We start from the raw sequence: 25,468 nt of genomic DNA on the forward strand, positions 1-25,468 counted from the left end.
CGATCAGCGCTCTGCCGTTTTCATCGCTTCCTGCAGGGTTCCGTCCTGCATGGACCGAAAAAAGGTTTCGATTTGCACGTTGACATTGCTGCTGGGGAATATCGTCGCTTTCCCGACACTTTCAAAAAGAAAGGACAGAAATATAGCTTGTGCAGGCGGCTCCAGTTGGTCGAGCAGGCTTCTCAGCCATACATTGTTGAGCTGCCGTGTTTGGCGGTCGATGGCATTCCTGTAGCGGTCGAAGACCGAAAATTTATCTGCATTCTCAGTAAAAAACTGCGCTGCAAGATCTTCTCCATGCAAAATAATGTACTTGCGAAACTGATCCTGGGTTTTGGCGGGTAAATCAGATTTCTGAATGTGGGCGTCTACCAGCGCTACTTCCTTATCTGTTAACCCTTTTTCACGGAGCCGGTTTTTGTCGAAGTCATCGAAGGTTTTGGGGTGGAGGATGGTGGTGAGGTCCTGGGCTTTTATCCACCCTGGGTGGCGTTGCATATCGATTTGATAGGATGTCGCGGAAACCTTTTTCAGGCCGTATTCTTCAAGAAATGTAAGATCTTTGTTGAGGTCAATATAATCGGCGACCATCAGGAAGCGTAGTTGGGCGTCACGGGCATATTCCGGATCCAGAATGCGTTGCGGCTGCGACTTGATATCGTCCGTGTAAGTTTTGGCAAAAAAGTCTTTTATTTGTTGCGGCGTGTATTCGCTTTTGAAATGAAACGGCTCAGCGAAAGCTGCGTTCTGAACAAGCAGAACGGCAAGCAATACGAGTTTGAACAGGCGCATGCGAGAAACCTTTGCGGGCGGGGGTTCCTGTAAGGTATCGCAAGAATTTCTGTGCGGCGTATTTGTCGTCGGATCAGGCGACAGAAATTCGCGTGAGTGACGTTAAACGTTTCTCTTTTGGATTACTCGAATGATTCAGTTGATGCGCTCTGTCAATATTCGAGAGACTTTGAGTGGGGATATAGAGTGCCGTCTCACCCGGCATTTAAAGAAATGCGCGGGCGAGTGGCGATGTGGATTTACGCGGGCAGGCGGTGCAGCGCGCAGATCTTGTTGCCGGATGGGTCGCGCAGATAAGCGAGATACAGCTTCATACCGGAGCCTTCACGGGTACCCGGAGCGTCCTCACAGCTGGTACCGCCATTGGCCACACCCGCTGCATGCCAGGCGTCACCCTGCTCGGGGCTCTCTACGGTAAATCCGATGGTGCTGCCGTTGCCGCAGGAGGCCGGGTTTCCATCAATGGGTTTGGTGAGCGCGAATACACCGCTATCTGTAAAGTAGAAACAGCGGCCGTGTTCATCAAAGATACCGGGTTTGTAGCCAAGTGTTCCCAGAATGGCATCGTAAAAGGTTTTTGATTCCTGGATATCGTTGGCACCGAGCATTACATGGCTAAACATCGTGACTCCTTTGGTCTATTGCGTTTGTCGCGACGACAGCTTGCCGCGAACCAGAGCACGATGCTAGGCCAAAACGTTCCTGTTGTGTATCGCTTTGCTGGCCAGGCTCGCGCGGGAAAGAGCTTCGTTGGATTGTTGCAGTGGCTGGATTAGCCCAGTTTTCCCTCCAGCACCTGCTTGTACACCTGGCCAGCTTCAGAGCCGAATTCCTGCGCGTGAGGGTTCATATAACCGCATATCATAAAGGCCAGGTGACGTTCTTTCTTGATATTCCACAAGTCGGCCATCCAGTTCCAGATGACGCCTTCAACCAGAGAATAGGCTTCGTAGCGATCATTTTTGTCGCTGGCAAGCTGCTCATAGGCCGAAACAAAATTCAGCCACTCCTGAAATTCTACGGATCCCGCCTGTAGCTGCTTCGAGGCTTGCCGCCGGTAGATGGAGCGCGCTTGATAGCGCAGTCGGTTTAACGCATCGTCGCCAGGTGTAGACATGGCTGTTGAGAGGGGGCTGTTTTCACAGGCAGCGGTTAAGGACTGCTCAATTTTCGCGATGGCCGCTTCCGGGTTGCGGCAATGCAATGTCTGTGCGCGTGATTTCCAGGCGGCAAGTTGGTCCGGCGATAGCAGAATGTTGGCTGAACCAATTTCCGGGTCCAGCAGTTTGCCAGTAAGGGCGGATTGGACAAGCCTCGGCTTTAGCTCGGCAGGGTCACCTCTGTCCCCGGCCGCATCTTCGGTAGCTTTACTGAAGGGCAGTTGTGACAACCAGCGAGGGCAGCCACACTCCAGCCAGAGAAAGAAATAGCTAAACGGATCGACCCGCCTGGTTTTCATATGCCGGTGGTAGCTGAGTTCAATGAGAGTAGCCAGCGGCAGTCGCCATTTCTTTCGCCACTTGTTGCTGATGCTTGCCACTTTTTTCCAGTCTTGTTCGCCAAGCGCCTGAGCCAGTAGGCGCGCGAAACAAAAGCGGACCATCGGGAGAGGTACGCATTCTTTCCTGAGATAAAAGAGTGTGTCCAACTGCCTTTCGAGTTCGTCGGGTGCGCCATCCGTATTCAGTACTGCATGGAGCAGCATATCACCGCTGGTGATTCTGCCTTTTTCACGCTCAATTTTGCGAAGCAGCCAGCTGAGAATTTTTTTTCGTTTTTCTGCGGAAATATGCGGTTTTCTGAGCAGGGCCCGATAACCATTGAACGCAGCGCCGGCGCGAATGGCGTGTCCATTTACTCGCAGAATTAAAAAGCTGAGGTAATAGCTCGGGATAATCCAGCCTGCGGCGATAGGTGCCTTTATCCAGATGGATGGGAATAGAAAGAATACAATTGCGACGAGAGCGGCCACGCTGCCCGGGTTGTCGTAGGGCCTGAAAATCAGGAACGTGATTACGGCAAGCACCCAGACGAAAAAGCCCAGTATCCGCGCTTGCGATGAGGCTTTTTGCCCTTTGTGTTCGCTGCTGTTGTATGCCCGCAAAGCAAAGATCAGGACCCAGAATAAGATGAACAGAATATGCATCAGGCCACTCCGAAATGCTCGCGCCACTGTTCGGCGGTGACGGCCTTTTCGCTCTGTTCCTCACAGGCGGGTACCGGTGGTAAGTACCAGAATTCGGCCAACAGGCGCCGCTCCGGATCAATCAAGACAGCCTGTGCTTCCCGAATGAGAAACTCATCTCGTTGCATGACGCCCACTGGGGTGGAGTATTCGCCAGCGCCATCCAGCTGCAGGGTCAACTTGCCCGCGAGATCGCGGGCTGCCCGGTTTACATCATTCAGGCTTGCCGCTGGCGTCAGCTGCAAAACCCAGAATGGCCAGCCTGAGGCCGCGGGATTGTTAAAAAACGCCGGAATCATGGGTATCCTCAGCTGCGCGGACCAGATCGGGCAGTAGTGCCCACAAGGACTGGGTGATGCCTCGAAGCTGCTCGGATTTCCCCTGTTCGAGGAGGCTGTGGCCCTGCTCAATCAGTCGCTTGGCTCGCTTCATGTCGCGGGCTTCGTGGACGCGCGAAGCAGCGTGATGAAACTGCTCTGCCCAGAATTCGGGACTTTTGCGGTAGGCGGTCTGATTGATTCGCTCCAGCTGCTCAATAATTCTTTCGAGTTCGGTGACACGCCCGGCTTCGAGTGCAGCTGCCATTTTTTTCTCAAGGCTGGCGAGCAATTGCTTGTCCGTATCGCTGCCCCATTGCACAACACAATATTGTGCATTCAGGTATTCCGTTTCGCACTGATCCCGCAGCTCATTGACTTGTCCACGCTGGGTCAGCTCTTCGACTTCCGCTTCGACTTCGAGCAGGTTCCGGTAAAGGCGTTGCCGGGTATCCTCATCGTCAACCGCGCCGGCTAACTGTGTGCCGACTTCGGCAAGCTGATGCTGCTGGCGCTCGAGAAGGCGAACCATGCTTTCGCTGCGCTCCCTGAAGGCATCTTGCTGCAGGACCGCGACGCGCTGCTGTAGCGATTGCCACATTGCGCGCATCGCATGGGGGTCGGCGCTGGGAATAATGAGTTCGGCAACCCCGGTGATAATTAAGTCCTGGTCCGGCAGCGAGGCTTGTGACTGCATATTGCCGCCGCGGTCTACTTCGAGTGAAATCTCTACTCTCGATCCCGCATGCAATGGCTTTTTCAGATCCGATGCGCGGATAACCAGGTTGCCCACCCGCCGACAGTAGCGGGCCTTGGCGCGCTCACCCTGAACAATAGGAATATTGAGTTCAGCCTGTGTGCCGGGCATCAAGGTGTCGACTGTGGACTGGGAAAAGGTTCGCCGCGCGGGTAGCGGGGTACCCCGTTCGAGAAATGTTTTGACGTAACCATTAGCCAGCGCCACGCCGATTGAGCGGGACAGCGGAGGATCGGACAGGGTCAGCCCGTGCATTATGGAAATTTTTTCCGGGTGCGCCGTCACCCGCTGGCCACTTGCGTCGTAACAGTGCACTTCAAATTGCGTGGCTTTGCTCGGCTGGATACTGACAGATGTGAGGAATGCGTTTTCCTGATTCAGGGAAACTTTTTCCCCTTCCCAGCCATCGCGAATAAATTGTACACAGGCGGGCGTACTGCCATCGGCACTGACTATTCGCCCCATCACAGTGGGGTCCAGCTCGGAGCAAACGTTCGGGTATTGCAGCCAGAGTTTACAGGCGCTGCCTGCCTGCGAGCTGGCCGCTTCCTGCTCGGTACCGAGTCCAATCGAAACGGCGTATAAGGCGGCGCCTTCTGCGACCAGTGTCATGGGGTTTCGATCTGCGGCGGCGAGCGGTGCAAGCTCTGCGGTGATTCGATTGCGGATTACCGGCATATTGGCCGGCCCCCCGACCAGTACCGTGCGATCCAGCCCGCCTTCATCCAGGCCATGCTCAGCCAGCAGGCGCCGACAGATCTCCAGGGCGCGATTGATGATCGGCTCGCATAAAAGCTCAAGTTCTGCACGGCTCAGCGCTAATTCGCTGATGATCTCCTCGCCGTTTAATTCCAGGTCAACTTCAACGGTGGTCGCGGACTGCGTGGAGAGGCGGATTTTGGCTTGCTCCACTTCGCTGTACAGTTTGGCGGTCAGCGCCTTGTGGGCGGGATCGTGAAGCGGGATATGAATGTGGTGCTCTACCTCGAGTTGCCGTACAGCCCACTCGGCCAGCAGGCGATCGATATCGCGGCCCCCCAGGAAGTTGTCACCATCGTGCCCGATCACACGCAGCAGGCCATCTCTCGCTTCCACCAGGGAAGCATCGAAGGTGCCGCCGCCGAGATCAAATATCAGCCAGGATTGGCCGACAGAGTCTTCCGACCAGCCAGCGGCAAACGCAGATGCCACCGGCTCCGGCAACAATTCCACCTTTTGCAGGCCGGCGAAGTGTGCGGCTTCCGAGGTTGCCTTGCTCTGCGGAAGCTCGAACAGTGCGGGTACGGTGATGACGGCCTGGCTGGGCCGTATACCACGGGCAGTTTCGGTGTCATCCAGCAGAGCCTTGAGTACTTCAGCGGAAAGCTGCTCTGGTGACCACTGCTTGCCATGGCTATCCGCAGCAGTGCGATTTCCCGTGCCCATAAGACGTTTGAATTCGCGGTGCGTATTGGCTGCATCAGTGTCCAGGAATTTGCGGGCACGGTCGCCGACCATGACGTTGTCACCGACTATACGAACAATAGATGGCGTATTTTCCTGTCCGCGTTTGTTGGGTACGACCGATACTCGTTCCCCATCGAAAACCGCGGCAGCCGAATTGGTGGTGCCCAGATCTATACCCAGATACAGCTTGGTCATCCTTTTCCCTTTGGAATTATTTTTCTTGGCTTTGGATTCTATAGGAATGGCAGTCCCCGATTCCAGAGTGGATCGGGTTGGAAACAGTAGGGCAGGCAGTGGAGCTGAAATGAGGGTGGGAGGCCGGGGCCGTCTCCTGGCCCCGGCAATACGGTGAGCTTACTGGTTCGCTTTGGGTTTCTCGGGGCGGAAAACGCCCACGTTGCGGTAGCCCGCGTCCAGCAGGTGCGAGGCATGTAGTTGGCTCATCACACCGCGGTCACAGTACAGCAGGTAGTGCTTGTCTGTATCCAGTTTCTGGAATGCGGTGCTCAGACGATAGAAGGGGATGGTCTCCACTTCGGTATCGTCCAGTTCCAGTGGATTTACTTCTTCTTCTGTCGGGTGACGGATATCGATTACGGTAGCGTTGCCCGGCTCTGTGACAACTTCCACCGGCGGGGCATCGTCTCGCAGGTCCTGCATCACTTCGTCGATATTCTGTATCACGCGGTTGCCTACGGCGCGGTCCAGTACGCTGAAATCGAAGCGGGTTTCCTCTTTCTCCACCTTTTCCATTTTTGCGCGGGTGGTGGGTTTTACCGAAATCACGCCGCAGTATTCCGGCATGTTTGCGGCGAATTCTTCGGTGCCGATTTCGCGCGCGGTACGGATGATGTCGGTCTTGTCGGAAGCGATCAGCGGGCGCAGTACCAGGGTGTCGGTGACGCTGTCGATTACGGCGAGGTTTTTCAGGGTCTGGCTGGAAACCTGGGCGATGGCTTCCCCGGTTACCACCGCATCTACCTCCAGTTCTTTGGCGATGACGGAGGCGGCGCGCAGCATCATGCGTTTCAATGTTACGCCCATATAGGAATCGTCAACCTGCTCGAGAATCTCTGCCACCACTTCGTCAAACGGTACGGTGACAAAGCGCACCCGGTGAGAAGCGGCGTATTTTTCCCACAGGTAGAAGGCCACCTCTTTTACCCCCAGCTCATGCTGGCGGCCGCCGAGATTGAAAAACAGGTAGTGGGTACGAATCCCGCGCTTGATGGTGAGATAGCTGGCGACGGTGGAGTCGAAGCCGCCGGACACCAGTGACAATACCGGGTCCTGAGTGCCCAGCGGGAAGCCGCCGAGGCCCTGGTGGAGCTGTTCGATGATGTTCAGCTTGTCGTGGCGGACTTCCAGCTTCACGGTGATGTCGGGGTTTTTGAGTTTTACGCCGGCCGCATCGGTATTCTGGTTCAGGCCGCCGCCGACGTATTGCTCCACGTCGAGGGACTGGAAGTCGTGCTTGCCGGTGCGTTTCACGCGCACACAGAAGGTTTTGCCGGCAAGCCTTTCGCCCCAGGCCGCCAGTGTCTTCTGGTAGATATCGTCCAGGTCGCCCAGCGGAAACTGCTGCACCCGCGCAAAGTTGGCGATACCTGGAGTGTGCGCCAGTACCTCTTCAATGCGATCGGAAAGGTGGGATACTGCATCCGGGGCGATCACATCGATCTTTTCCCAGTCCTTGCGTACCTGAATACGGTCATCCAGCTGCCGCAGCAGTTTGCGCAGATTGTCGGCAAGCTGGCGCGACATGCGTTTACGCACCGGGTTGCTCTTGATGGTGATCTCTGGGAAAAACTTGACGACGAAGTGCATAGGGAGTGTGCCGAATACCGCGAGTGAAGTTGCCGGGCCTGCGGGGCTTCCATCGTGCAGTTATAGGCTGGAGAGCGCAGACCCTGTAAAAGGTGGCGAATTATAAACTCGCTGTGGAGATTTTGCTCGTCGCACCATAATGGTGCCTGCGCGCGTGCACGGGTTCTTTTTTGGTGCATCTTTGCTTGTGATCGATTCATTTTTGAGATTAAGCTGCCCCCGCGACTATTGATTTCACGGCTCTGCGTCGGCGAGCGGCCATTTTTATGGCCTTGCCCCAATTTGGCACATTCCTTGCTTATTCAGTTGCCACAAGAACTAGCGAATTGGCGCGACACATAACTTTTCATTCTTGGAGGACTGCAATGTCAGCGAAAACGCTCGGGCTCATTAAAGAGAGCGAAGCAAAATGGGTAGACCTGCGATTCACCGATACCAAAGGTAAGGAACAACACGTTTCCATTCCGTCCTCGGAAGTTGGCGGCGAGTTCTTCGAAGAAGGCAAGATGTTCGATGGTTCTTCCATCGCAGGTTGGAAGGGCATCAACGAATCCGACATGATCCTGATGCCGGACGACGATACCGCGTTCCTGGATCCGTTCACCGACGAAGCGACTGTAATCATTCGCTGTAACATCGTTGACCCGATCACCGGTCAGGGCTACGAGCGCGACCCGCGCTCCATCGCACTGCGCGCCGAAGAATACCTGAAGTCCACCGGCCTGGGTGACACCGTGCTGATGGGCCCGGAGCCCGAATTCTTCGTATTCGACGACATTACCTGGGGTGCCGAAATGGGCGGCGCCTTCTACAAAATCAACTCCCAGGAAGCGGCCTGGTCTTCCGGCGCAAGCTTCGCCGAAGGCAACATGGGTCACCGTCCGGGCGTTAAAGGCGGTTACTTCCCGGTTCCGCCGGTCGACTCCCTGCACGACATCCGCGCAGCCATGTGCTCCGCGATGGAATCTATGGGCCTGGTGATCGAAGTACACCACCACGAAGTGGGCACCGCTGGCCAGTGTGAAATCGGCGTTGGCGCCAACACCCTGACCAAAAAGGCTGACGAAGTTCAGATCCTGAAGTACGCAGTACACAACGTAGCGCACGCTTACGGCAAAACTGCGACCTTCATGCCGAAGCCGCTGGTAGGCGACAACGGTTCTGGTATGCACGTACACCAGTCCTTCAGCAAAGACGGCGTAAACCAGTTCGCTGGTGACGCATACGCTGGCCTGTCTGAAACTGCCCTGTTCTACATCGGCGGTATCATCAAGCACGCACGCGCGCTGAATGCGATCTGTAACTCTTCGACCAACTCCTACAAGCGTCTGGTTCCTGGCTTCGAAGCACCGGTAATCCTGGCCTACTCCGCGCGTAACCGTTCTGCGTCTATCCGCATTCCGTTCGTGTCGAGCCCGAAAGGCAAGCGTATCGAGACCCGTTTCCCGGATCCGACCGCCAACCCGTACCTGGCCTTCGCTGCTCTGCTGATGGCTGGCCTCGACGGCGTGAAGAACAAGATCCACCCTGGCGACGCTGCAGACAAAGACCTGTACGACCTGCCGGCAGAAGAACTGGCCGAGTACCCGACTGTAGCTTCCAGCCTGGAACAGGCTCTGGACGCACTGGACGAGGACCGCGCGTTCCTGACCGAAGGTGGTGTATTCACCGACGACGCGATCGACGCCTTCATCGACCTGAAGCGCGAAGAAGTTCAGCGCGTGAACATGACCACTCACCCGGTCGAGTTCGAGCTGTACTACTCCGTGTAATCCGTTACGCGAGTTGTACAGTCCCTGCTGCCACCTTCCGGTGGCGCAGTGGCGAAGAAAAGCCCGTACCTCTGGTGCGGGCTTTTTTTATGTGGGTACACTAGCCTTTTACTGAATGGTCAGGGAAAAGAAAGCACCATGAAGAGCATTGTGAAACGCGCAGAGCGCTGCCTCCCGAGTCCTTTTCTGGCACTGGTTGTTGGACTGGCTGGTGGATTCTTCCTTACGGCGCCGGCGATGGCTGCGGCGGATACGGTGAAGAGCCAGAGTGACAAGCCGGTGACCTCCGCCGGGAGCACGGTGTACAAGGTGGTGGGCCCGGATGGCAAGGTTACGTTCAGCGATACGCCGCCGCCGGGTCAGAAGGCGGAAAAGGTCAAGATCGGTCCCACCAATGTGCAGCCGATTTCACTGCCGCGCCCCCTGCCCACACGCAAACTTTCCCCCAAGTCAGATGATGATCCCCGGAATGATGATCTCGGGCCGGTCAATTTCGCCATCGTCAGCCCGGCCAATGACGCCACGATCCCGCCGGGACAGCGCTTTATCGTGTTGCAGGTGGCGATGGATCCGGTGCCGCGCGGCGAGTATCAGTTCTTCGCGGTGATCGACGGCCAGCGTTGGTCGGGCAGTTCCACTGGCACCAGTCTCGATATTTCCGCCCTGGAGCGCGGTACGCACACGATTCAGGCGGTATTGCTGGGTGCAGGAGGCCAGCCACTGGCGGAATCCCAGAGTATTCAGGTTCATGTGAAGAGACCGGGAGGGCAGGTACCGGACTTCCCCGCTCAGCAAGCGCCCCAGGCGCCGAAAATGCCCCAGGCGCCGGGGGTCGGGCCGCAACCGCGCCGCTAGTGCGTATTTCACTGTCCTCCAGCCTGGGAGCTTCTGGCTCTCCCAGGCTCAATTCTTAGCGGTCTTCCGCTGCCCCTCCTTCTTGCACGCTCGTACTTCACTCCTGCCTGTTCTCCCCTATCTGATTTCCCTTTGGTGCTGACCAAGGCGTCAAGCTGGCCAAATTTTGCTCGATGCACAATAATGGTGCACATTGGGTGCTCGCCAGTATGTTGTGCCCCATTCGAAACACTTGGCTTTTCCTTGTGCGCCATTTTGGTTTGCTTCTTGCACTGCCATTAGGCGAACGAACTGTAACGAGAACCGGAATACCGCATGCTCAATGACCGTCAGTTACGGCTATTGCTGGATAACCTCACTTCAGCCGTGCTGGTACTTGATGAAAACCTGTCGATTTACTACCTGAACTCCGCCGCGGAAGACCTGGTTGCGACCTCGAGCGCGCGGGCCCTGGGCCAGCCATTGGCGGAAGTCGTGCGGGAGTCCCAGGCCGCAGACCAGGCGTTGCGCAATGCACTTGCCACCGGTGAGAAATACACCGTGCGCCGGGCGCTGTGGATCCTGCACAACCTCGAGGAGTGCACGGTGGATTACTCGGTGACTCCACTGTCGGATCTGGGCCTGCTACTGCTCGAGGTCCAGTCCATGGATCGCCTGCTGCGTATCGCCCGTGAAGATGCCCTGCTTGCCGCCCAGGAAACCACCCGCAACCTCGTACGGGGTATGGCGCACGAAGTGAAAAATCCTCTCGGCGGAATACGCGGAGCGGCACAGTTGCTGCAAAGGGAATTGAAAGATGTGGAGATGGGCGTCCAGCCGGACGAGGGCCTGGCGGAATACACCCAGATCATCATTGAAGAGGCGGATCGGCTGCGCAACCTGGTCGATCGCATGCTGGGATCGCGCAAGCCGCTCACGCTGCAGCCCGTCAATGTGCATTCGATTACCGAGCGCGTTGCACAGCTGATTGAAGCGGAGTGCGACGGGGCAATGATTATCCGGCGCGATTACGACCCGTCGATCCCGGATATTCCCGCGGATAGTGAGCAACTTATCCAGGCGGTTCTGAATATCGTACGCAACGCTATGCAGGCCATCGACGAGAGTATCGGCCTTGCCAAGGGATGTATCACTGTGCGTACCCGGGTACAGCGCCAGTTCACTATTGGCCGCCGCCAGTGTCCGCTGGTGTGTCGGATCGATATTGTCGACAACGGGCCGGGTATACCGGAAGACATTCGCGAACGGATCTTCTACCCGATGATTTCCGGGCGCGCAGAGGGATCGGGACTGGGATTGTCGATCTCTCAGCACATCATTAACCAGCACCGGGGGCTCATCAAATGTGAAAGCCAGCCCGGTCAGACGGAGTTCCAGATTTATTTGCCGCTGTTGACGGAGTAGCAGCCGAACAAGATTACTTATTAAAAAGAACGCAGACCGGAAAATTATTATGAACAATCGCGTTTGGATTATTGATGACGACCGCTCTATCCGCTGGGTATTGGAACGCGCACTTTCGCGTGCGGGGATAGATACCACCTGCTACGAAAACGGCGACCGCGCGCTGGATGACTTCTACAGCGAACAGCCCGATGTCGTCATCAGTGATATTCGTATGCCAGGCTCCGATGGCTTCAAACTGTTGCAGCGCTTCCAGGCGGAACGCCCCGCGCTGCCAATCATTATCATGACCGCGCACTCGGATCTCGACAGTGCGGTTGCCGCCTATCAGGGTGGTGCCTTCGAATACCTGCCCAAGCCCTTCGATGTGGATGAGGCGGTGGCGGTAACTCGCCGTGCCCTGGCGCATGCCAATGAGCAGGAGATTGAAGAGCCGGTAACCATCGACAACGGCACCAGCTCGAAAGAAATCATCGGTGAAGCGCCGGCGATGCAGGAAGTATTTCGCGCGATTGGCCGCCTGTCTCATTCCAATATCACCGTGCTGATCAATGGTGAATCCGGGACCGGTAAAGAACTTGTCGCACAGGCGCTGCACAATCACAGCCCCCGAAAAAACCAGCCGTTTATTGCACTCAACATGGCTGCGATTCCGAAAGACCTGATGGAGTCAGAGTTGTTCGGCCATGAAAAAGGGGCATTTACCGGTGCGACTGCACAACGCGCTGGCCGTTTTGAGCAGGCCAATGGCGGTACGCTGTTTCTCGATGAGATAGGCGATATGCCCGCAGAGACACAAACCCGCCTGTTGCGGGTACTGGCGGATGGTGAGTTCTACCGGGTCGGTGGTCATACCCCGGTCAAGGTTGATGTCCGCATCATTGCGGCCACTCACCAAAATCTGGAAAACCTGGTGCAGGAACACAAGTTCCGCGAAGACCTTTTCCATCGTCTCAATGTCATCCGTATCCATATTCCCCGTCTGTCTGATCGCCGGGAAGATATTCCACGTCTGGTGCGCCACTTCTTCAACAGCGCGGCAAAAGACCTGGGGGTAGAACCGAAAATCCTGCTCAAGGAAACCGAAGAATATCTCTCGGGTCTGGACTGGCCGGGTAACGTGCGCCAGCTGGAAAACACCTGTCGCTGGATCACCGTCATGGCGTCCGGTCGCGAAGTCCACGTCGACGACCTGCCCCCGGAGCTGCACCAGCAGAGTGCTACCAGTGATGCGCCGCAGGATTGGCAGAAAGCGCTGCGCCTGTGGGCAGATCAGGCCCTGGCTACCGGCCGCCGCGAGATCCTCAGCGAAGCGGTACCGGCGTTTGAGCGAGCCCTGATTGAGATCGCGCTCAAGCACACCGCTGGTCGCAAGCGCGACGCCGCAGAGCTGTTGGGTTGGGGCAGAAATACCCTGACGCGCAAGCTCAAGGAGCTGGGCATGAACGGGGGTGACGACGGGGAGTAGTCTGTACTTCGACCCCGTCCCCTCAGCGCGCAGTGATCAGGGCGTGTACCTTACGCCCTGATCATTGCTGCCTGGTTTTCCTCTCTTCTCATACACTCTGTTTTCAGTTCCTGCCTAGTCGTATTGAGCCGTTGATGCCTGCTCTGGTTGCGCCGCATCTGTCCCGGCCAGCGTGAAAATGTGAAACAGCCGGCTTCCGGTTATACTTGCCGCGCAATTAATTTATCTCATGTTGTCGTTTAATAGCTGCCAGAGCCGCATTAAACCTTTAGCAAGCTGCTAGGAAGTACTATGTCAAATCTGCCCAACTGCCCAAAGTGCGCATCAGAATATACCTATGAAGATGGTGTGAACCTGGTTTGCCCAGAGTGCGGACACGAGTGGTCGGCCGGTGATTCGGGCGATACAGACGAGGACGCACTGCTGGTCAAAGACGCCAACGGGAACACACTGGCTGATGGTGATACGGTTACCGTAATAAAAGACCTGAAGGTCAAGGGCTCTTCCCTCGTGGTCAAGGTTGGCACCAAGGTGAAGAATATTCGCCTGGTTGATTCAGACCACAATATCGATTGCAAAATCGAAGGCGTTGGCCCGATGAAGCTGAAGTCTGAATTTGTAAAGAAAGCGTGACGGCAGCTGTCCCGCGAATTTCTGTAGAACCCTATGAAAAAGGCGCCGGAAGGCGCCTTTTATCTTTCTTCTTACGCTGTGAGTGAATTATCAGCTCGACTCGGGCTTGAATATTGTCAGCACGATCTCGCCGACACGGAAGCCCCATTTACTCAGTTCCGACTCGCCAATCAGCACGTTGTCGGCGGTAAGGTACATGCGATCGTCGACCGTGAGCTTGATTGTGGAATCCTTGTAAGGCACTTCCAGCACATAGCGGATAAAGGCGGCATTGCCGTTTACCCGGAACTGTGCCGTCCCGATAACATCCTCCGCTGTAGCGTCAAAAACCCGCTCACTGCCGGTGCTCTCTCGCAGGACAAGCTGCCAGTTGCGGTACTGGATTTCGCCGTCGTCGAATTGAAAGCGTTCGTTCAGAACACCGTGCCCGTCTTTCCAGCTTGCATCAATGGTTGCGGTAAATGTACGTGTTACCGCGCCACTACGGTTTTTTACGAGGCCATGAGCCTGAAGTGGCCCCTGGAAAAACTGTTCCGGGATGAACTTGGGACTTCGCCCGTCATAGTGCTCAAGGCCAGGCGCGCTACAACCGCTGACAGCAATAATGAAAAAAATAATACAACCGCGAATAGCCCGTTTCATGCCTCATCTCCCTGCAGCCACATAAACCATGCGGCGGGTTTTTGCTGTATACGGTAGATCGGCGAACTTGGATGACCGCTTGTGGGTGTTGTTTTGGATAAGTACAGCCCGGCAGCGGGGTGCCGGGCCAATGTCGGTTCTGAGCACTTTTCGGGAGGGGACTAGTCCTGGCTTTGATCAGGTTCCAGCGGCGATTGTTCCCGTGGCGGAATCAGTGGCTGCTCGCCACTGATAAATTCGCGCATGAAAATCTCCCAGAACGCCATAAACAGTGCTGCCAGCAAGGGGCCGATGGCAAAGCCGCTGATACCGAACATAATCAGGCCGCCGACGGTGGAAAACAGCACGATATAGTCCGGAAGCTTGGTGTCTCGGCCCACCAGGATCGGGCGCAGTATATTGTCTACCAGGCTGATGACCGCAATTCCGAAAATCATCAGCACTGTGGCCTTGACGGCCTCCCCGGTTGCGTAAAGGTAGATCGCTGCCGGGAGCCAGATCAGCGCGGCGCCCACGGCCGGCAGGAGTGAGAGCATGGTCATAACCACGCCCCAAAGTAGCGGTGCGGGCAGGCCAAGTGCCCAGAAAATAAGTCCGCCCAGTGTCCCCTGGGTGACAGCGACAACCAGGTTGCCCTTGATTGTGGCCCGGGTTACCTCGGCGAATTTCGCCAGCAACAGTTTTTCCCGCGCGTCGCCAAGGGGCAATGCGCGAATCAGCAGTGCTACCAGTGAGTGGCCGTCGCGGATCAGGAAAAACGTCAGGTAGAGCATCAGGCCGAGGCTGATAAAGAAGTTGAGCGTATTCTGTCCCAGTGCCAGCGCATTTTTGGCGAGAAAGCTGCCAGCACTCATCAGGCCGCCGAGCAACCGTTCCTTGGCCGCGCTGAGATCGATGCCAAGCCGCTCCATAAAAGCATTGAAGCCGGGAAAAGCGGCACGCACTTGCTCGACCTTTTCTCCCAGATTGATTTCACCAGACTGAACCCGCTGATAAAGGCTGGCCCCTTCACTGACAAATGAACTGGCCACCAGCAATACCGGGATCACCACGACCACGATGCACAGCAGGAGTGTAAGAAAGGCGGTGAGGTTGGGCCACTTGGGATACCTGTGGAGGAAGTGGCGGTATACCGGATGGAAAATCAGTGCGGTCGCACAGGCCCAGAAAATCGGGGTGAAAAATGGCTTGAGCAGAAACGCGAAGGCCACTGACACCGCCAGCAGGGCGTAAATAAATGAGCGTCGTTCGAGTTTTTCCTGCACCCGGGCATCCTTTGCATTTGTTGTTATTGAACAGCCGGTTATGTAACCAGATAGGCCGCAGGTTTACCAGCGCCGGTAACCGCAGGTATCGACATGGAAGCGGATACCACTGTAAATACCGAGACCCATGTTCCACTTGCGTCCGTGGTTCTTGTGGATTCGGCGCAGTTTGGGTAGCAACTGTTTGCGGGTGTACTCGTCCTCCGGGACCATATCCAGCCCACAGAAATGCATGTGCTTGCTGGTACGCGCGCCGCCAGCCTTGGCGTTGTAGCTTGAGGTGCGCCAGCCGGACAGTATCACCACCGGTCCCACTTCCGGGATCACGAATTCCTTGAGTGTTTTCAGCGTATCCACCATGGTTTCCCAGTTTTCTTCCGGGGGGATGGCAAATGGCGGTTCGTCGATTTTCTTCCAGTCACTGCCCTGGCGCATCAGCTGGAACGGGGGGATGACATCGCCCACTTCGTTGATCGAGAGGAAGTGGGCGAGGCGGTCAAAGTGCGCCCGGTTGTCACCCTCGTTCAGGAATTTGTCGAACGCGGCGGCGGAGGCGGCGGCATAGCCTTTAATGTTGAGCGGCACATCCGGGTCGACAGGTTCCGGGGTCGGTTCGGGCTCGGGAATATGCTCCACCGGGCTGACGATCCGCTCGGCGAGTTCTGCGACCTTCTCTACGGTCAGTACCACCAGCGCGATGGTGGCGACCAGGGTCAATGCCACTATCCAGATCAGCCGGCGACGCTCGATGTGGATGTCGAAAAACTCGTGGTCCGGAGTTTCCTTGATGTCCATGTACTACGCCTGCTCTTCTTCCGGTTGTAACTACCAGCTGCGGAAGCCGCAGGTGTCGATGTGAAAGCGGATGCCACTGTAAATTCCCAGCCCCATACGGCTCTCCGGTCCGAGGCGGGCCTGAAGCGCACGCAGTTCCTCGATCAGTTCCTTGCGGCTGATGTTGGAGCGTGGCACCAGGTCGAGCCCGCAAAAAGTTTTGTGCTTGCTGCCCTTGGAGCCGCCCGCCTTGCTGTTGTAGTGGTCGGTGCGGAACGCTGATACAACGTCTACGGGACCGATGGCGGGAATCAGTTCATCGCGGATCAGTCGCAGGGTCGGCAGTATATTGTTCCAGTAGTCGCGAGGTGGTAGGGCGAATGGCGATTCGTTGATATCCAGCCAGTCGCTGCCCTGGCGAAGGAGGTTTTCCGGTGCGGTGGCATCGGCGACGCCGGCGTCTTCAAGGAATCGTGTTAGCTGCCCGAATTCGCGCCGGTTGCTACCTTCATGCAGGAAATGCTTGAAGCTTGCATGGGTCGCTACGCGGTAGCCCTTGAGTTCGTGATAGGGCTTTTCCAGAGATTTGAAATAGAGGTAGAGCCACAACGCCAGCAGCAGGGCCAGCAGTAGTGCAACGAGCCCCACCAGCACCCACCAGTTGGTCTGTTGGCTCGGTGGCAGACGGTCATACTTGCGTCTGATTCTGAAAAATGGATTGCCCGACGGCATGCCCGTTGCCTGAACTTTCGCTTTTGGGGGTGCCGGTTTCCCCGGCACCGGGTTGGAACTTCCTGATTTCCCGCCTCGGGGAAATCGGACCCTCATTTCACTATAGCTGTCGCGCGAGGGCTTGCCCGTTCGGGTAAGCGGGCATAAAAAAAGCGGCCCGGAGGGCCGCTTTGGGGGGTGCAGTTGAGGCTTCGGGCTTACGCCTGTGGGCCCGCTGCTTTTACATCATCGCTTACGTTGAATTTCTCGATGTTCTCGGCAAACAGTGCTGCCAGCTTCTTCGCTGCCGCATCGTAGGTGCCTGCATCAGCCCACGCACCGCGCGGGTTCAGGTAGCTGTTGTCCACGCCCGGCACCTGCACTGGAATCTCCAGGTTCATGATTTCCAGGTGCTCGGTTTCGGCATTTTCCAGCGCGCCGCTCTGGATCGCCGCGATCACCGCGCGGGTTACCGGGATCGGGAAACGCTTGCCGTTGTCGCCGGAGCCGCCGGTCCAGCCGGTGTTTACCAGGTACACCTTGGAACCGAAGTCTTCGATGCGCTTCATCAGCAGGTCGGCGTATTCACGCGGTGCACGTGGCATGAAGGGTGCGCCGAAGCAGGTGGAGAAGGTCGGGTGAATACCCGCTTCCGCGCCCAGCTCGGTGGAACCTACACGCGCGGTGTAGCCGGACAGGAAGTGGTACGCCGCGGCTTCCTTGGACAGGATGGATACGGGTGGCAGTACGCCGGATACGTCGCAGGTCAGGAAGATAACGTTTTTCGGTTCGCCGGCGCGGTTTTCCAGCTGGCGCATTTCCACGTGCTCCAGTGGGTAGGAACAGCGGCCGTTTTCGGTCAGGCTGGTGTCGTGGTAATCCGGGATACCGGCAGCGTCGATCACTACGTTTTCCACGATCGCACCAAAGCGGATCGCGTCCCAGATCACCGGTTCGTTCTTCTGGCTCAGGTTGATGGTCTTGGCATAGCAGCCGCCTTCCATATTGAACACGCCGCCTTTGGCCCAGCCGTGCTCGTCGTCGCCGATCAGGTAGCGTTCCGGGTCGGCGGACAGGGTGGTCTTACCGGTACCGGACAGGCCGAAGAACAGGCACACGTCGCCTTCTTTGCCGACGTTGGCCGCGCAGTGCATCGGCATCACGTCTTTTTCCGGCAGCAGGAAGTTCTGTACGGAGAACATCGCCTTCTTCATCTCACCGGCGTAGCGCATGCCCGCCAGCAGTACTTTGCGCTGGGCAAAGTTGATGATCACACAGCCTTCGGAGTTGGTGCCGTCACGATTCGGGTCGCACTCGAAGTTGGCCGCGTGCAGGATGCGCCACTCTTCCTTGCCCTTGGGGTTGAAGGTGTCGGGGCGGATAAACATGTTGCGACCGAACAGGGTGTGCCAGGCAGTCTGAGCGGTAACTTTCACCGGGATATAGTGGTCTTCGTCCTGACCGACGTGCAGCTGCTGTACGAAGCTGTCGTGGCTGGCGACGAAGTCTTCCACTCGGTTCCACAGGGCGTCGAACTTTTCCGCCGGGAACGGACGGTTTACGCCGCCCCACTCGATGCTGTCGGCGGTGGAGGGCTCTTCGACCACGAAGCGGTCAGCGGGGGAGCGGCCAGTGCGCGCGCCAGTTTCGGTCACCAGGGCGCCGGTATGGGAGAGGTGTCCCTCACCGCGCTTGAGTGCCTGTTCCACCAGTTGCGCTGACGCCAGGTTTGTCAGTACCTGCACCTTGTCGTCGATCTGTGCCATTCGTTTATTACCCGTGAAAGTTGTATCAGTGAAATAAATAGTAGGGGTCGCCAGTAAAATCAGCGACCGAGGCTGGTTGGCTGGCGCATTATGGCAAACTTCAAATTGCTCGGGTAGAAAAACTGTACACTTTTTAGTCTATTGACAGCGTTGTCAGGTATTTTTTTGCGAAATTTTTATAAATTGTAGTGATGTAGTTTTTTTACTTCATAAATGAAGGAAATATTTGCCGACTACATGAGAATTTACAAAATAGCGCAGGGGCCATCGGCCACTAAAGGCTGGTGAAAATGACGCCATCAGTGGTGTCAGGCCCGCCAGAAAAGGCGCGCATGAAGTGGCTGGCGATGAGTGAAATACTGTGAGAAAAGAAGCGCGAGGGAAAAGCGTAAGGGAGAAGTGAGAGAACGCTGTGCCCGGGCGCGGTGGCCCGGGCCAAAACGTGTGTTTAATGCAGGGTATGTGGGGGTGCGTTAAACAGGGTTTCGATCTTTTCACGGTCGAAGCGGTACTGGCGGTTGCAGAACTGGCAGTCCGCAGTAATTTCCCCGCCCTGCTCTTCCAGCAACTGGTAGACCTCTTCCGGTCCCATGGCGATCAATGCGCGGGCGCTGCGCTCCGGTGAGCAGCTGCATTTGAAGCGAATGTTGGCCGTGCCGAGGCTTGCCGGCTCCAGCTGGTGGAACAGGCGCACCAGAAGCTGGTCGTGAGGCAGGTTGTGCAGCTCATCTGCAGTCACAGTGGAAGCCAGGTGTACCGCTGTTTCCCAGGCGTCTTCATTTTCCTCCTGGGTGGCTGCATTGTTGCCCGGCAGTACCTGCAGCATGATGCCGCCCACGGTATCGGCACTGGACTCGATCCAGAAGCGGGTTTGTAGCTGCTCGGACTGGGTGAAATAGTCTTCCAGACACTCCGCCAGGGTGTCTTTTTCCAGCGGCACTATGCCCTGGTAGCGCTCGCCTTCCTGCGGATCCAGGGTGATGACCAGTGCGCCACGGTTGCCCACGAGCTCGCGCAGGGTGGCGCCTTCCTTGATCTCGGCGCCCTCAGCGACCCGTGCCAGTCCACGCACATCACTGTGGTGGGTGCACTCGGCCACCAGCAACGGGACATCACCTTCACCGCGGGCCTGCAGCATCAGGATGCCTTCGAACTTGAGGGTGGTAGAAAGCAGGCAGGAGGCCGCGAGAAACTCCCCCAACAGCCGCTTGACGGGCTGTGGCAGGCCATTGTGCTCAAGTACTTCTCGATAGGCCTCAGTAAGCGTGACCAACTGGCCGCGGATATCGTGTTTGGAGAAGATAAAGCGTTCCAACTGGTCGGACATATCAAGGCGCCTCGCTATTCAAAATGGGGGGCGATTTTAGGCTGCTTAGGGCCTTTATGATAGCCGTGCGGGCGACGAGTCCCTTGTCTGTTGGAATTGCCGGTACTCAGCCGCAGAGCTGGCGGATCTGCTCGGCCAATTCCCGGGCCCGCTGTTCGCGCTGGCGCTCGCTGATGGTTGATTCATTGCCCTTGTCATCGACGAAATAGACCGGGCCCTGGAGAACCCTCAACTGGCGGCGGGCCTGGGAGCAGGCAGTCTGTTGCTGGCGCGCGCGGTTTTGCTGCTGTTGGCGCTTCTGGTTTTGATAATCGCGTTCTACCTGATCGGCGCGGCGGCTGTCAGGGAAGGCCTGCTTTTTGGTGGCGTCGGCGCGGTTCAGGGGCTTGAGCGAACTTTCCATTTCCTCGACGTTGGTACCTGCTGGAGGGCGGTCGCCAAAGTGCACTTTGCCTTCAGCGTCTACCCAGCGGTACAGCTCGCCTGCCGTAGCGGACAGGCTGCTGGCAATGAGTAGTGAATACAGGAATCCTTTTCCCATTGTGTCACCTACTTATCCGTTATTCCGTTGCCCCAATTAAACCGCGTCAGGGTGTGGCTTCGCTACTGTCAGCGTGCTCGCGGTTGGCGAGGGTGCTGAACAGGCCCTGGGAGTGACGCTCGGGGATCTGATAGGTTTGCAGGATAAACGGTTGTTGCTCCAGTGCCGAGGCGGCATCGAGCACCATGCGGTAACCGGCGCTGTCCCGCAGCTTCACAAACGGCTCTTCGTTGGTTTCCATCAGCTGGGCGAATTGCTGGAAATCCTGAATATTTTCGCCATTTACCGATTCGATAATCCAGTTTTTCCAGTCGTGGTAACCGAGGTTGACCGGTGCCGGCAGTACTTTCAGCGCGACCACGAGCTCCTGTTGCTCGGGACTGGACCACTGATTGCGGGCATAGAGGTATTCGATTGGTGCCTTGGAGTGCCAGTTGTTGCCCCAGCGCTTGATCAGGTTCATGTTCAACGGCACAAACACCACGCCGCCATAGATGTAATAGCGCGGGCGCTGGTCGAATTTCTCTCCCTGCACCAGTGAGCGCGAGGGGGGTGTGGCGGAGAGGGTGATTTTGGCCTCGTGAATTTCGCCGTTGCGGGCGAAGCGCAATGGCAGTTCATCGCCCACGTGGTGGTAGTCCACCGCATAGTGGTAATTGGTGCGCTGATTTTTGCGCCACTCGATGGTGCGGTCGGCAGCGATCTTAAAGCCACCCACTTCCAGCAGGACATCGCCCGGCGCCAGTACGGTGGCCGCAGGTGCATCTTCAAATACGCGCACAACGAGTGCGCCCTGCTGATCTTCAGAAAGTCCCGCGGCGGCTTTCATGGACGGACTCTCGAGGCTTTGGGTCACGGCGCCCAGCTCGGGGAATCCCTGGTGTACGCCGTCTTCGGCATCTTTCAGTACGTGATCGATGACGCTTGGCGGCACAAAGTACCCGAGGTTTTCGGCGCCGTTGCTGTTGTTGGTCTGCATGGCAACGCCGACGATGCGGCCTCCTGAAATCACCGGCCCGCCGCTGTTGCCGGGGTTGATAGCGGCATCGATCTGGCCGGCCATCAGGTAGCTTTCGGCGTGGGCGTAGTACTGGTGTTCAACCCGCGACAGGACGCCGCGGGTGATGGACAGGGACTTGCCGCCAATGGGGTAACCGTACACCGTCACTTCTTCCTGCAGGTCCGGCAGTTTGCCGAGAGCGAGGGGACGGGTGTCTTCAAAAAAGCTTTCGTCATCGACGGTGAGCAGGGCGAGGTCGGCGTCGTGGGAGACGAATTTGACCTGCGCGCGAAACTTCTCCGCATCGCCGTGGCGCTGGACCTGAATAAAGCTGCCGTTGGCCACCACGTGGGCGTTGGTAAGGATTCGCTTACCTTCAATCACTGCCCCTGAGCCGGATAATTGCTGTGCATTGAGCAGGGCCCAGGGATTGAAGTAGTCGGGGGCTGCGGCGGTGGTGTAGATCTTGATGATCGAACGCTTGATCTGTTCCCGTTCGCGGTTTTCGGCGCTGGCGGGCTGGGTGAAACACAGGATCAACAGGCAGAAGGTCAGCAGTTGTTTCATTGCGGCGTTGCTTTATTCATTAGTTTGTACGGGAGTTTAGCACTTTGGTTCGGGTTGGCGGCTTGGGGCTTTGTTGTACCTTCATTGGCGGCTGGGGACTGGGCGGAGGTTTTCAGGACCGCTGTTGATGCATCCCTGTACGCTTCGCCAGCAACGTCCCTGTTGCCGACGATCCTGAAAACCTCCGCCCAGTCCCCGGCCTTCGCTTCGAGTTTCGTGCTTCGTAGCTTCCGGATCCCGGATCAGGTCCGGGGAGACGCTCTTAGTCATGCCGGACTCGATCCGGCATCCAGAGAAGAGCACTAAAGCGCGTCAGTCCTGTGATTCCTGCAGAAAACGGTGAATCTGCCGGCGCTGTTTTTTATTTGGTCGTTCGCTGGTGATGACCGCGTTGTTGGCTTTGCGATCGGCCGCATATTGCTCTCGTTTCGCGATACTTTCGTCGGTTTCCCGGTACAACGTCTGGGCAATATCCGCTCCGCGGCGCTGGTCCGAGAGCGCGACGACCTCCACAACTTTTTCATCCCATCCCTGACGGATAGTGAGCAAGGCACCTGTGGATATCTCCTTGCTGGCTTTTACGCGCTGACCCTCAGCGTGCACCTTGCCACCTTCAATTGCTTGTTTGGCAAGGCTACGGGTTTTGAAAAAACGGGCGGCCCACAGCCATTTGTCGATACGTACTTTTTCCATCAAAAACCAGAATAAAGAATTAAGAACGGATACGAAGCAAAAATGCTTCATGCGAAGGCCGGCTACTGGGTGGAGCTTTTCAGGAGCGTCGCAAACAGGATGTTTGCGCCGCAGCGCCCAGGGATGGGTTTACAGCGGTCCTGAAAAGCTCCACCCAGTGGCCGGCCGCCACCGGGATAAATTCAGAACCCTTGAAAAAGGTCGCTGCGGACGGGCTATTCCTCAGAATGCAGGATCTCGTCGAAATCGTGAATCGCCGGAAACTCGGAAATTTCCCGTGCCGGACTTTTGCTGTCTGGCTGGCGAATACACAGCAGGTGCTCAATGCCGTAATCGCGCGCCGCACTGAGCACGTGCAGGTTGTCGTCCACGAACAGTGTGCGGCCCGGATGGAACGGCTGGCGCTCCTGCAGGGCATGCCAGAACAGCGTGCTTTCCTTGGCGTGGCCAAGATCGTGGGAAGACACGATCTCGTCCAGCCACTGGTCGATGCCCGTGACCTCAAGCTTGTGGCCGAGACCATCCGGGTGGGCATTGGTGACCAATAGCGCCCGCTTGCCCATCGTGCGGAGACTGCGCAGGAAGCGGTCGGTATGCGGGCGCAGGGCAATGCGATCCTCGACTTCGCGATAGATCGCCGGGACATCCAGCTTCAGGGCATCAGACCAGTACCGCAGGCAGTACCAGTCCAGAGTGCCGCGCAACTCATCAGTCAGCTGGATGACCAGTGCCTGCGCTTCCGGCAGCGAAAGGCCATTGGCCTCCGCATAGCGCAGTGGCAAATGCTCCATCCAGAAATGGTTGTCGTAATGCAGATCCAGCAGGGTGCCGTCCATATCCAGCAGCACCGTATCGATCTGACCCCAGTCCAGCATGCTTACCTCAACTGACCAACACTCTCAGAGTGGTGATATAAACGAGTGATTGTATAAAAAAACAGCGGACATTATGCCCTCAAGCACCGCGACTCACCAAATCTGCCCGGATCAGACCGACCACCAGCAGCGCCTGCGCCGCGTAGTACGTCAGCATAATCCAGGTGCCAGCCAGAGGCACCGGGTCCACAAAGCGGTTGATGGCGATCAGCGCGTCGGAAACCATAAACGTGACCGCGCCGGCGAACAGCAGTGATGAACCACTGCGGTGGGCCGCGGCCGACAGCGCCATGGCTACGATTGCCACGATGTAACAAGCCACAGGAACCGCCAGCTCGCCCGCGCCAGGTAATACCTGTTGGGCCAGCAAGAGTGCGGCGAGCAGAATGGCGATTGCACGCAGGACAAAGCGACGGCTCGGGAAATGGGCGGCGCGCAGGAAGTTGCCGGTATAGGTCAGTTGGGCCAGCAAGAAGGCGCCAAGGCCAAACACAAAGTGATTGGGAAACGGGATTGCCAACAACACATCGCCAGTAGCCGACAGCGCCAGCGCCACGAGTGCCAGCCGGCGTGTGGTACCGCCGAGATGACGGTTTGCAAGCCACGCGAGAATCAGGATCGGCACTATCTTGAGTAGCGCCATCCAGTTGCCATGCGCGGCGGATGCATCCAGCGCCATATACAGGGCCGAAGCCAGCGCAAAAGCGAAAAGCGGTACACGCAGATCATCCGGAGAGTGGGTTGCAGAGGGGGTGTTATTGGCGGTTGCATAGCCTGTCATCGTGTTTCTCCCATTTTCTTATACATTTTTATCTTTTATTGTCGTGAGTATTCTTCAAAGCCCCCGGCGGTGCAATCCGCGTCAAGGCAATTAAATAATCGGTCATGGAGTGAATAGATGAAAGCCAACAACATTCTCGAAACCATCGGCAATACCCCCCATGTGCGGATCAACAGCCTGTTCCGCGATGATATCGAGGTATGGATGAAGGTGGAGCGTTTCAATCCGGGCAGCAGTATCAAGGACCGCATCGCACTGGGCATGATCGAGGATGCTGAAGCCAGCGGAAAACTTAAGCCGGGCGGTGTGATCGTGGAGCCTACCTCCGGCAACACCGGTATTGGTCTCGCCATGGTGGCGGCGGTAAAGGGATATCGCCTGATCCTCACCATGCCCGAGTCCATGTCTATTGAACGCCGCAAAATCATGAAAGCCCTCGGCGCTGAACTGGTACTCACGCCAAAGGAAAATGGCATGCCCGGCGCCATCGCCAGGGCGGAGGAAATCCTCGCCGAGCACGAGAATAGCTGGATGCCACAGCAGTTCACCAATCCCGCCAACGTTGAAGCGCACCGCAAAACGACGGCCAAAGAAATTATTGCGGACTTCCCCGAAGGTCTCGACTATCTGGTTACCGGTGTCGGTACCGGTGGTCATATTACCGGCTGTGCTGAGGTGCTGAAGGAATCCATGACAAACCTCAAGGTATTTGCCGTGGAGCCGGAGAAGTCCCAGGTCATCGCCGGCAAGGAAAAAGGTATGCACCGCCTGCAGGGTATCGGCGCAGGCTTTGTGCCGGAAGTTCTGAACAAAGGCGCTCTCGACGGCACCATTGCGGTCAGCGAAGAAGACAGCTTTGAAATGGCGCGCCAGTGTGCACTCAAGGAAGGCATATTCGTGGGGATTTCTTCCGGCGCATCCCTGGCCGCAGTGAAGCAGCGCGAAGCCGATTTGGCCCCGGGCAGCCGGGTGCTGGTTTTCAGCTACGACACCGGAGAACGCTATCTGTCCATTGACGACCTGTTTATGGCTTAACTTCCCCTCCTGTACTCGCATCTCTTCGCCGAACC

23 protein-coding genes are annotated in these 25,468 nt (G+C 57.0%); 6 read left to right on the top strand and 17 right to left on the bottom strand.

Going from position 1 to position 25,468, the window contains the following annotated elements; all coding sequences use genetic code 11:
* Positions 1-3 precede the first annotated feature (3 nt).
* The 6 genes from LC093_RS09030 to thiI form a co-directional block, all read right to left on the bottom strand.
* Positions 4-792 (bottom strand): hypothetical protein, encoded by a 789-nt coding sequence (locus tag LC093_RS09030; protein ID WP_226664347.1) that lies wholly within the window; start codon positions 790-792, stop codon positions 4-6.
* 239 nt (positions 793-1,031) lie between these two features.
* A complete protein-coding gene (locus tag LC093_RS09035; RefSeq protein WP_226664349.1) occupies positions 1,032-1,415 on the bottom strand; it encodes a VOC family protein in 384 nt (127 codons plus the stop codon).
* Positions 1,416-1,564: 149 nt separating this feature from the next.
* Entirely contained in the window at positions 1,565-2,938 is a 1,374-nt protein-coding gene (locus LC093_RS09040) for a hypothetical protein (protein WP_226664351.1), read from the bottom strand.
* The gene (locus LC093_RS09045) at positions 2,938-3,276 is read right to left on the bottom strand and encodes a hypothetical protein (RefSeq protein WP_226664353.1); all 339 of its coding nucleotides are present in this window, start codon (positions 3,274-3,276) and stop codon (positions 2,938-2,940) included. The genes LC093_RS09040 and LC093_RS09045 overlap by 1 nt, the downstream gene beginning before the upstream one ends.
* A complete protein-coding gene (locus LC093_RS09050; protein ID WP_226664355.1) occupies positions 3,257-5,692 on the bottom strand; it encodes an Hsp70 family protein in 2,436 nt (811 codons plus the stop codon). The genes LC093_RS09045 and LC093_RS09050 overlap by 20 nt, the downstream gene beginning before the upstream one ends.
* Positions 5,693-5,851: 159 nt before the next feature.
* Positions 5,852-7,324: a tRNA uracil 4-sulfurtransferase ThiI gene (gene thiI / locus LC093_RS09055; protein WP_226664356.1), complete on the bottom strand. Its 1,473-nt coding sequence runs from the start codon at positions 7,322-7,324 to the stop codon at positions 5,852-5,854.
* A gap of 365 nt (positions 7,325-7,689) precedes the next feature.
* On the opposite strand from thiI, the gene glnA reads away from it, so the two are divergent.
* The 5 genes from glnA (at position 7,690) to LC093_RS09080 (ending at position 13,456) form a co-directional block, all read left to right on the top strand.
* Complete coding sequence (gene glnA / locus LC093_RS09060) at positions 7,690-9,096, top strand: glutamate--ammonia ligase (RefSeq protein ID WP_226664358.1); 1,407 nt, start codon at positions 7,690-7,692, stop codon at positions 9,094-9,096.
* A 138-nt stretch (positions 9,097-9,234) separates the two neighbouring features.
* A complete protein-coding gene (locus LC093_RS09065; RefSeq protein ID WP_226664360.1) occupies positions 9,235-9,951 on the top strand; it encodes a DUF4124 domain-containing protein in 717 nt (238 codons plus the stop codon).
* A gap of 315 nt (positions 9,952-10,266) precedes the next feature.
* Positions 10,267-11,355, top strand: coding sequence for a nitrogen regulation protein NR(II) (glnL, locus tag LC093_RS09070; RefSeq protein WP_226664362.1), 1,089 nt, complete (start codon positions 10,267-10,269; stop codon positions 11,353-11,355).
* A gap of 43 nt (positions 11,356-11,398) precedes the next feature.
* Positions 11,399-12,823 carry a nitrogen regulation protein NR(I) gene (gene glnG, locus LC093_RS09075; RefSeq protein WP_413231502.1) on the top strand — a complete coding sequence of 475 codons (1,425 nt, stop codon included), beginning with the start codon at positions 11,399-11,401 and terminating at the stop codon, positions 12,821-12,823.
* A 291-nt stretch (positions 12,824-13,114) separates the two neighbouring features.
* Positions 13,115-13,456: a zinc ribbon domain-containing protein YjdM gene (locus LC093_RS09080; protein WP_226664365.1), complete on the top strand. Its 342-nt coding sequence runs from the start codon at positions 13,115-13,117 to the stop codon at positions 13,454-13,456.
* Between the two features lie 90 nt (positions 13,457-13,546).
* Here the strand turns inward: LC093_RS09080 and LC093_RS09085 are convergent, their stop codons facing one another.
* The 11 genes from LC093_RS09085 to LC093_RS09135 form a co-directional block, all read right to left on the bottom strand.
* Positions 13,547-14,098 (bottom strand): DUF3833 domain-containing protein, encoded by a 552-nt coding sequence (locus LC093_RS09085; RefSeq protein ID WP_226664366.1) that lies wholly within the window; start codon positions 14,096-14,098, stop codon positions 13,547-13,549.
* Positions 14,099-14,259: 161 nt separating this feature from the next.
* On the bottom strand, positions 14,260-15,363 hold the full coding sequence (locus LC093_RS09090; RefSeq protein WP_226664367.1) for an AI-2E family transporter: 1,104 nt from the start codon (positions 15,361-15,363) through the stop codon (positions 14,260-14,262).
* Positions 15,364-15,426: 63 nt separating this feature from the next.
* Positions 15,427-16,158 (bottom strand): D-Ala-D-Ala carboxypeptidase family metallohydrolase, encoded by a 732-nt coding sequence (locus LC093_RS09095; RefSeq protein WP_226664369.1) that lies wholly within the window; start codon positions 16,156-16,158, stop codon positions 15,427-15,429.
* Between the two features lie 30 nt (positions 16,159-16,188).
* Complete coding sequence (locus tag LC093_RS09100) at positions 16,189-16,869, bottom strand: D-Ala-D-Ala carboxypeptidase family metallohydrolase (RefSeq protein WP_226664377.1); 681 nt, start codon at positions 16,867-16,869, stop codon at positions 16,189-16,191.
* Positions 16,870-17,066: 197 nt separating this feature from the next.
* Positions 17,067-18,614 carry a phosphoenolpyruvate carboxykinase gene (locus LC093_RS09105; protein ID WP_226664379.1) on the bottom strand — a complete coding sequence of 516 codons (1,548 nt, stop codon included), beginning with the start codon at positions 18,612-18,614 and terminating at the stop codon, positions 17,067-17,069.
* 448 nt (positions 18,615-19,062) lie between these two features.
* Positions 19,063-19,941 carry an Hsp33 family molecular chaperone HslO gene (hslO, locus tag LC093_RS09110; protein ID WP_226664380.1) on the bottom strand — a complete coding sequence of 293 codons (879 nt, stop codon included), beginning with the start codon at positions 19,939-19,941 and terminating at the stop codon, positions 19,063-19,065.
* 106 nt (positions 19,942-20,047) lie between these two features.
* Positions 20,048-20,482, bottom strand: coding sequence for a DUF4124 domain-containing protein (locus LC093_RS09115; RefSeq protein ID WP_226664382.1), 435 nt, complete (start codon positions 20,480-20,482; stop codon positions 20,048-20,050).
* 46 nt (positions 20,483-20,528) lie between these two features.
* Entirely contained in the window at positions 20,529-22,049 is a 1,521-nt protein-coding gene (locus LC093_RS09120) for a S1C family serine protease (RefSeq protein WP_226664384.1), read from the bottom strand.
* A 312-nt stretch (positions 22,050-22,361) separates the two neighbouring features.
* Positions 22,362-22,742, bottom strand: coding sequence for an RNA-binding S4 domain-containing protein (locus tag LC093_RS09125; protein WP_226664386.1), 381 nt, complete (start codon positions 22,740-22,742; stop codon positions 22,362-22,364).
* 215 nt (positions 22,743-22,957) lie between these two features.
* Positions 22,958-23,617 carry a GMP/IMP nucleotidase gene (gene yrfG, locus LC093_RS09130; RefSeq protein WP_226664388.1) on the bottom strand — a complete coding sequence of 220 codons (660 nt, stop codon included), beginning with the start codon at positions 23,615-23,617 and terminating at the stop codon, positions 22,958-22,960.
* A 79-nt stretch (positions 23,618-23,696) separates the two neighbouring features.
* Positions 23,697-24,398, bottom strand: a complete 702-nt coding sequence (locus LC093_RS09135; RefSeq protein WP_226664390.1) for a lysoplasmalogenase — start codon at positions 24,396-24,398, stop codon at positions 23,697-23,699.
* A gap of 117 nt (positions 24,399-24,515) precedes the next feature.
* On the opposite strand from LC093_RS09135, the gene cysK reads away from it, so the two are divergent.
* Complete coding sequence (gene cysK / locus LC093_RS09140; protein WP_226664392.1) at positions 24,516-25,433, top strand: cysteine synthase A; 918 nt, start codon at positions 24,516-24,518, stop codon at positions 25,431-25,433.
* The last annotated feature ends 35 nt before the right edge of the window (positions 25,434-25,468 follow it).

The organism is Microbulbifer aggregans, from assembly GCF_020524005.1.
Classification (GTDB): Bacteria; Pseudomonadota; Gammaproteobacteria; order Pseudomonadales; family Cellvibrionaceae; genus Microbulbifer; species Microbulbifer aggregans_A.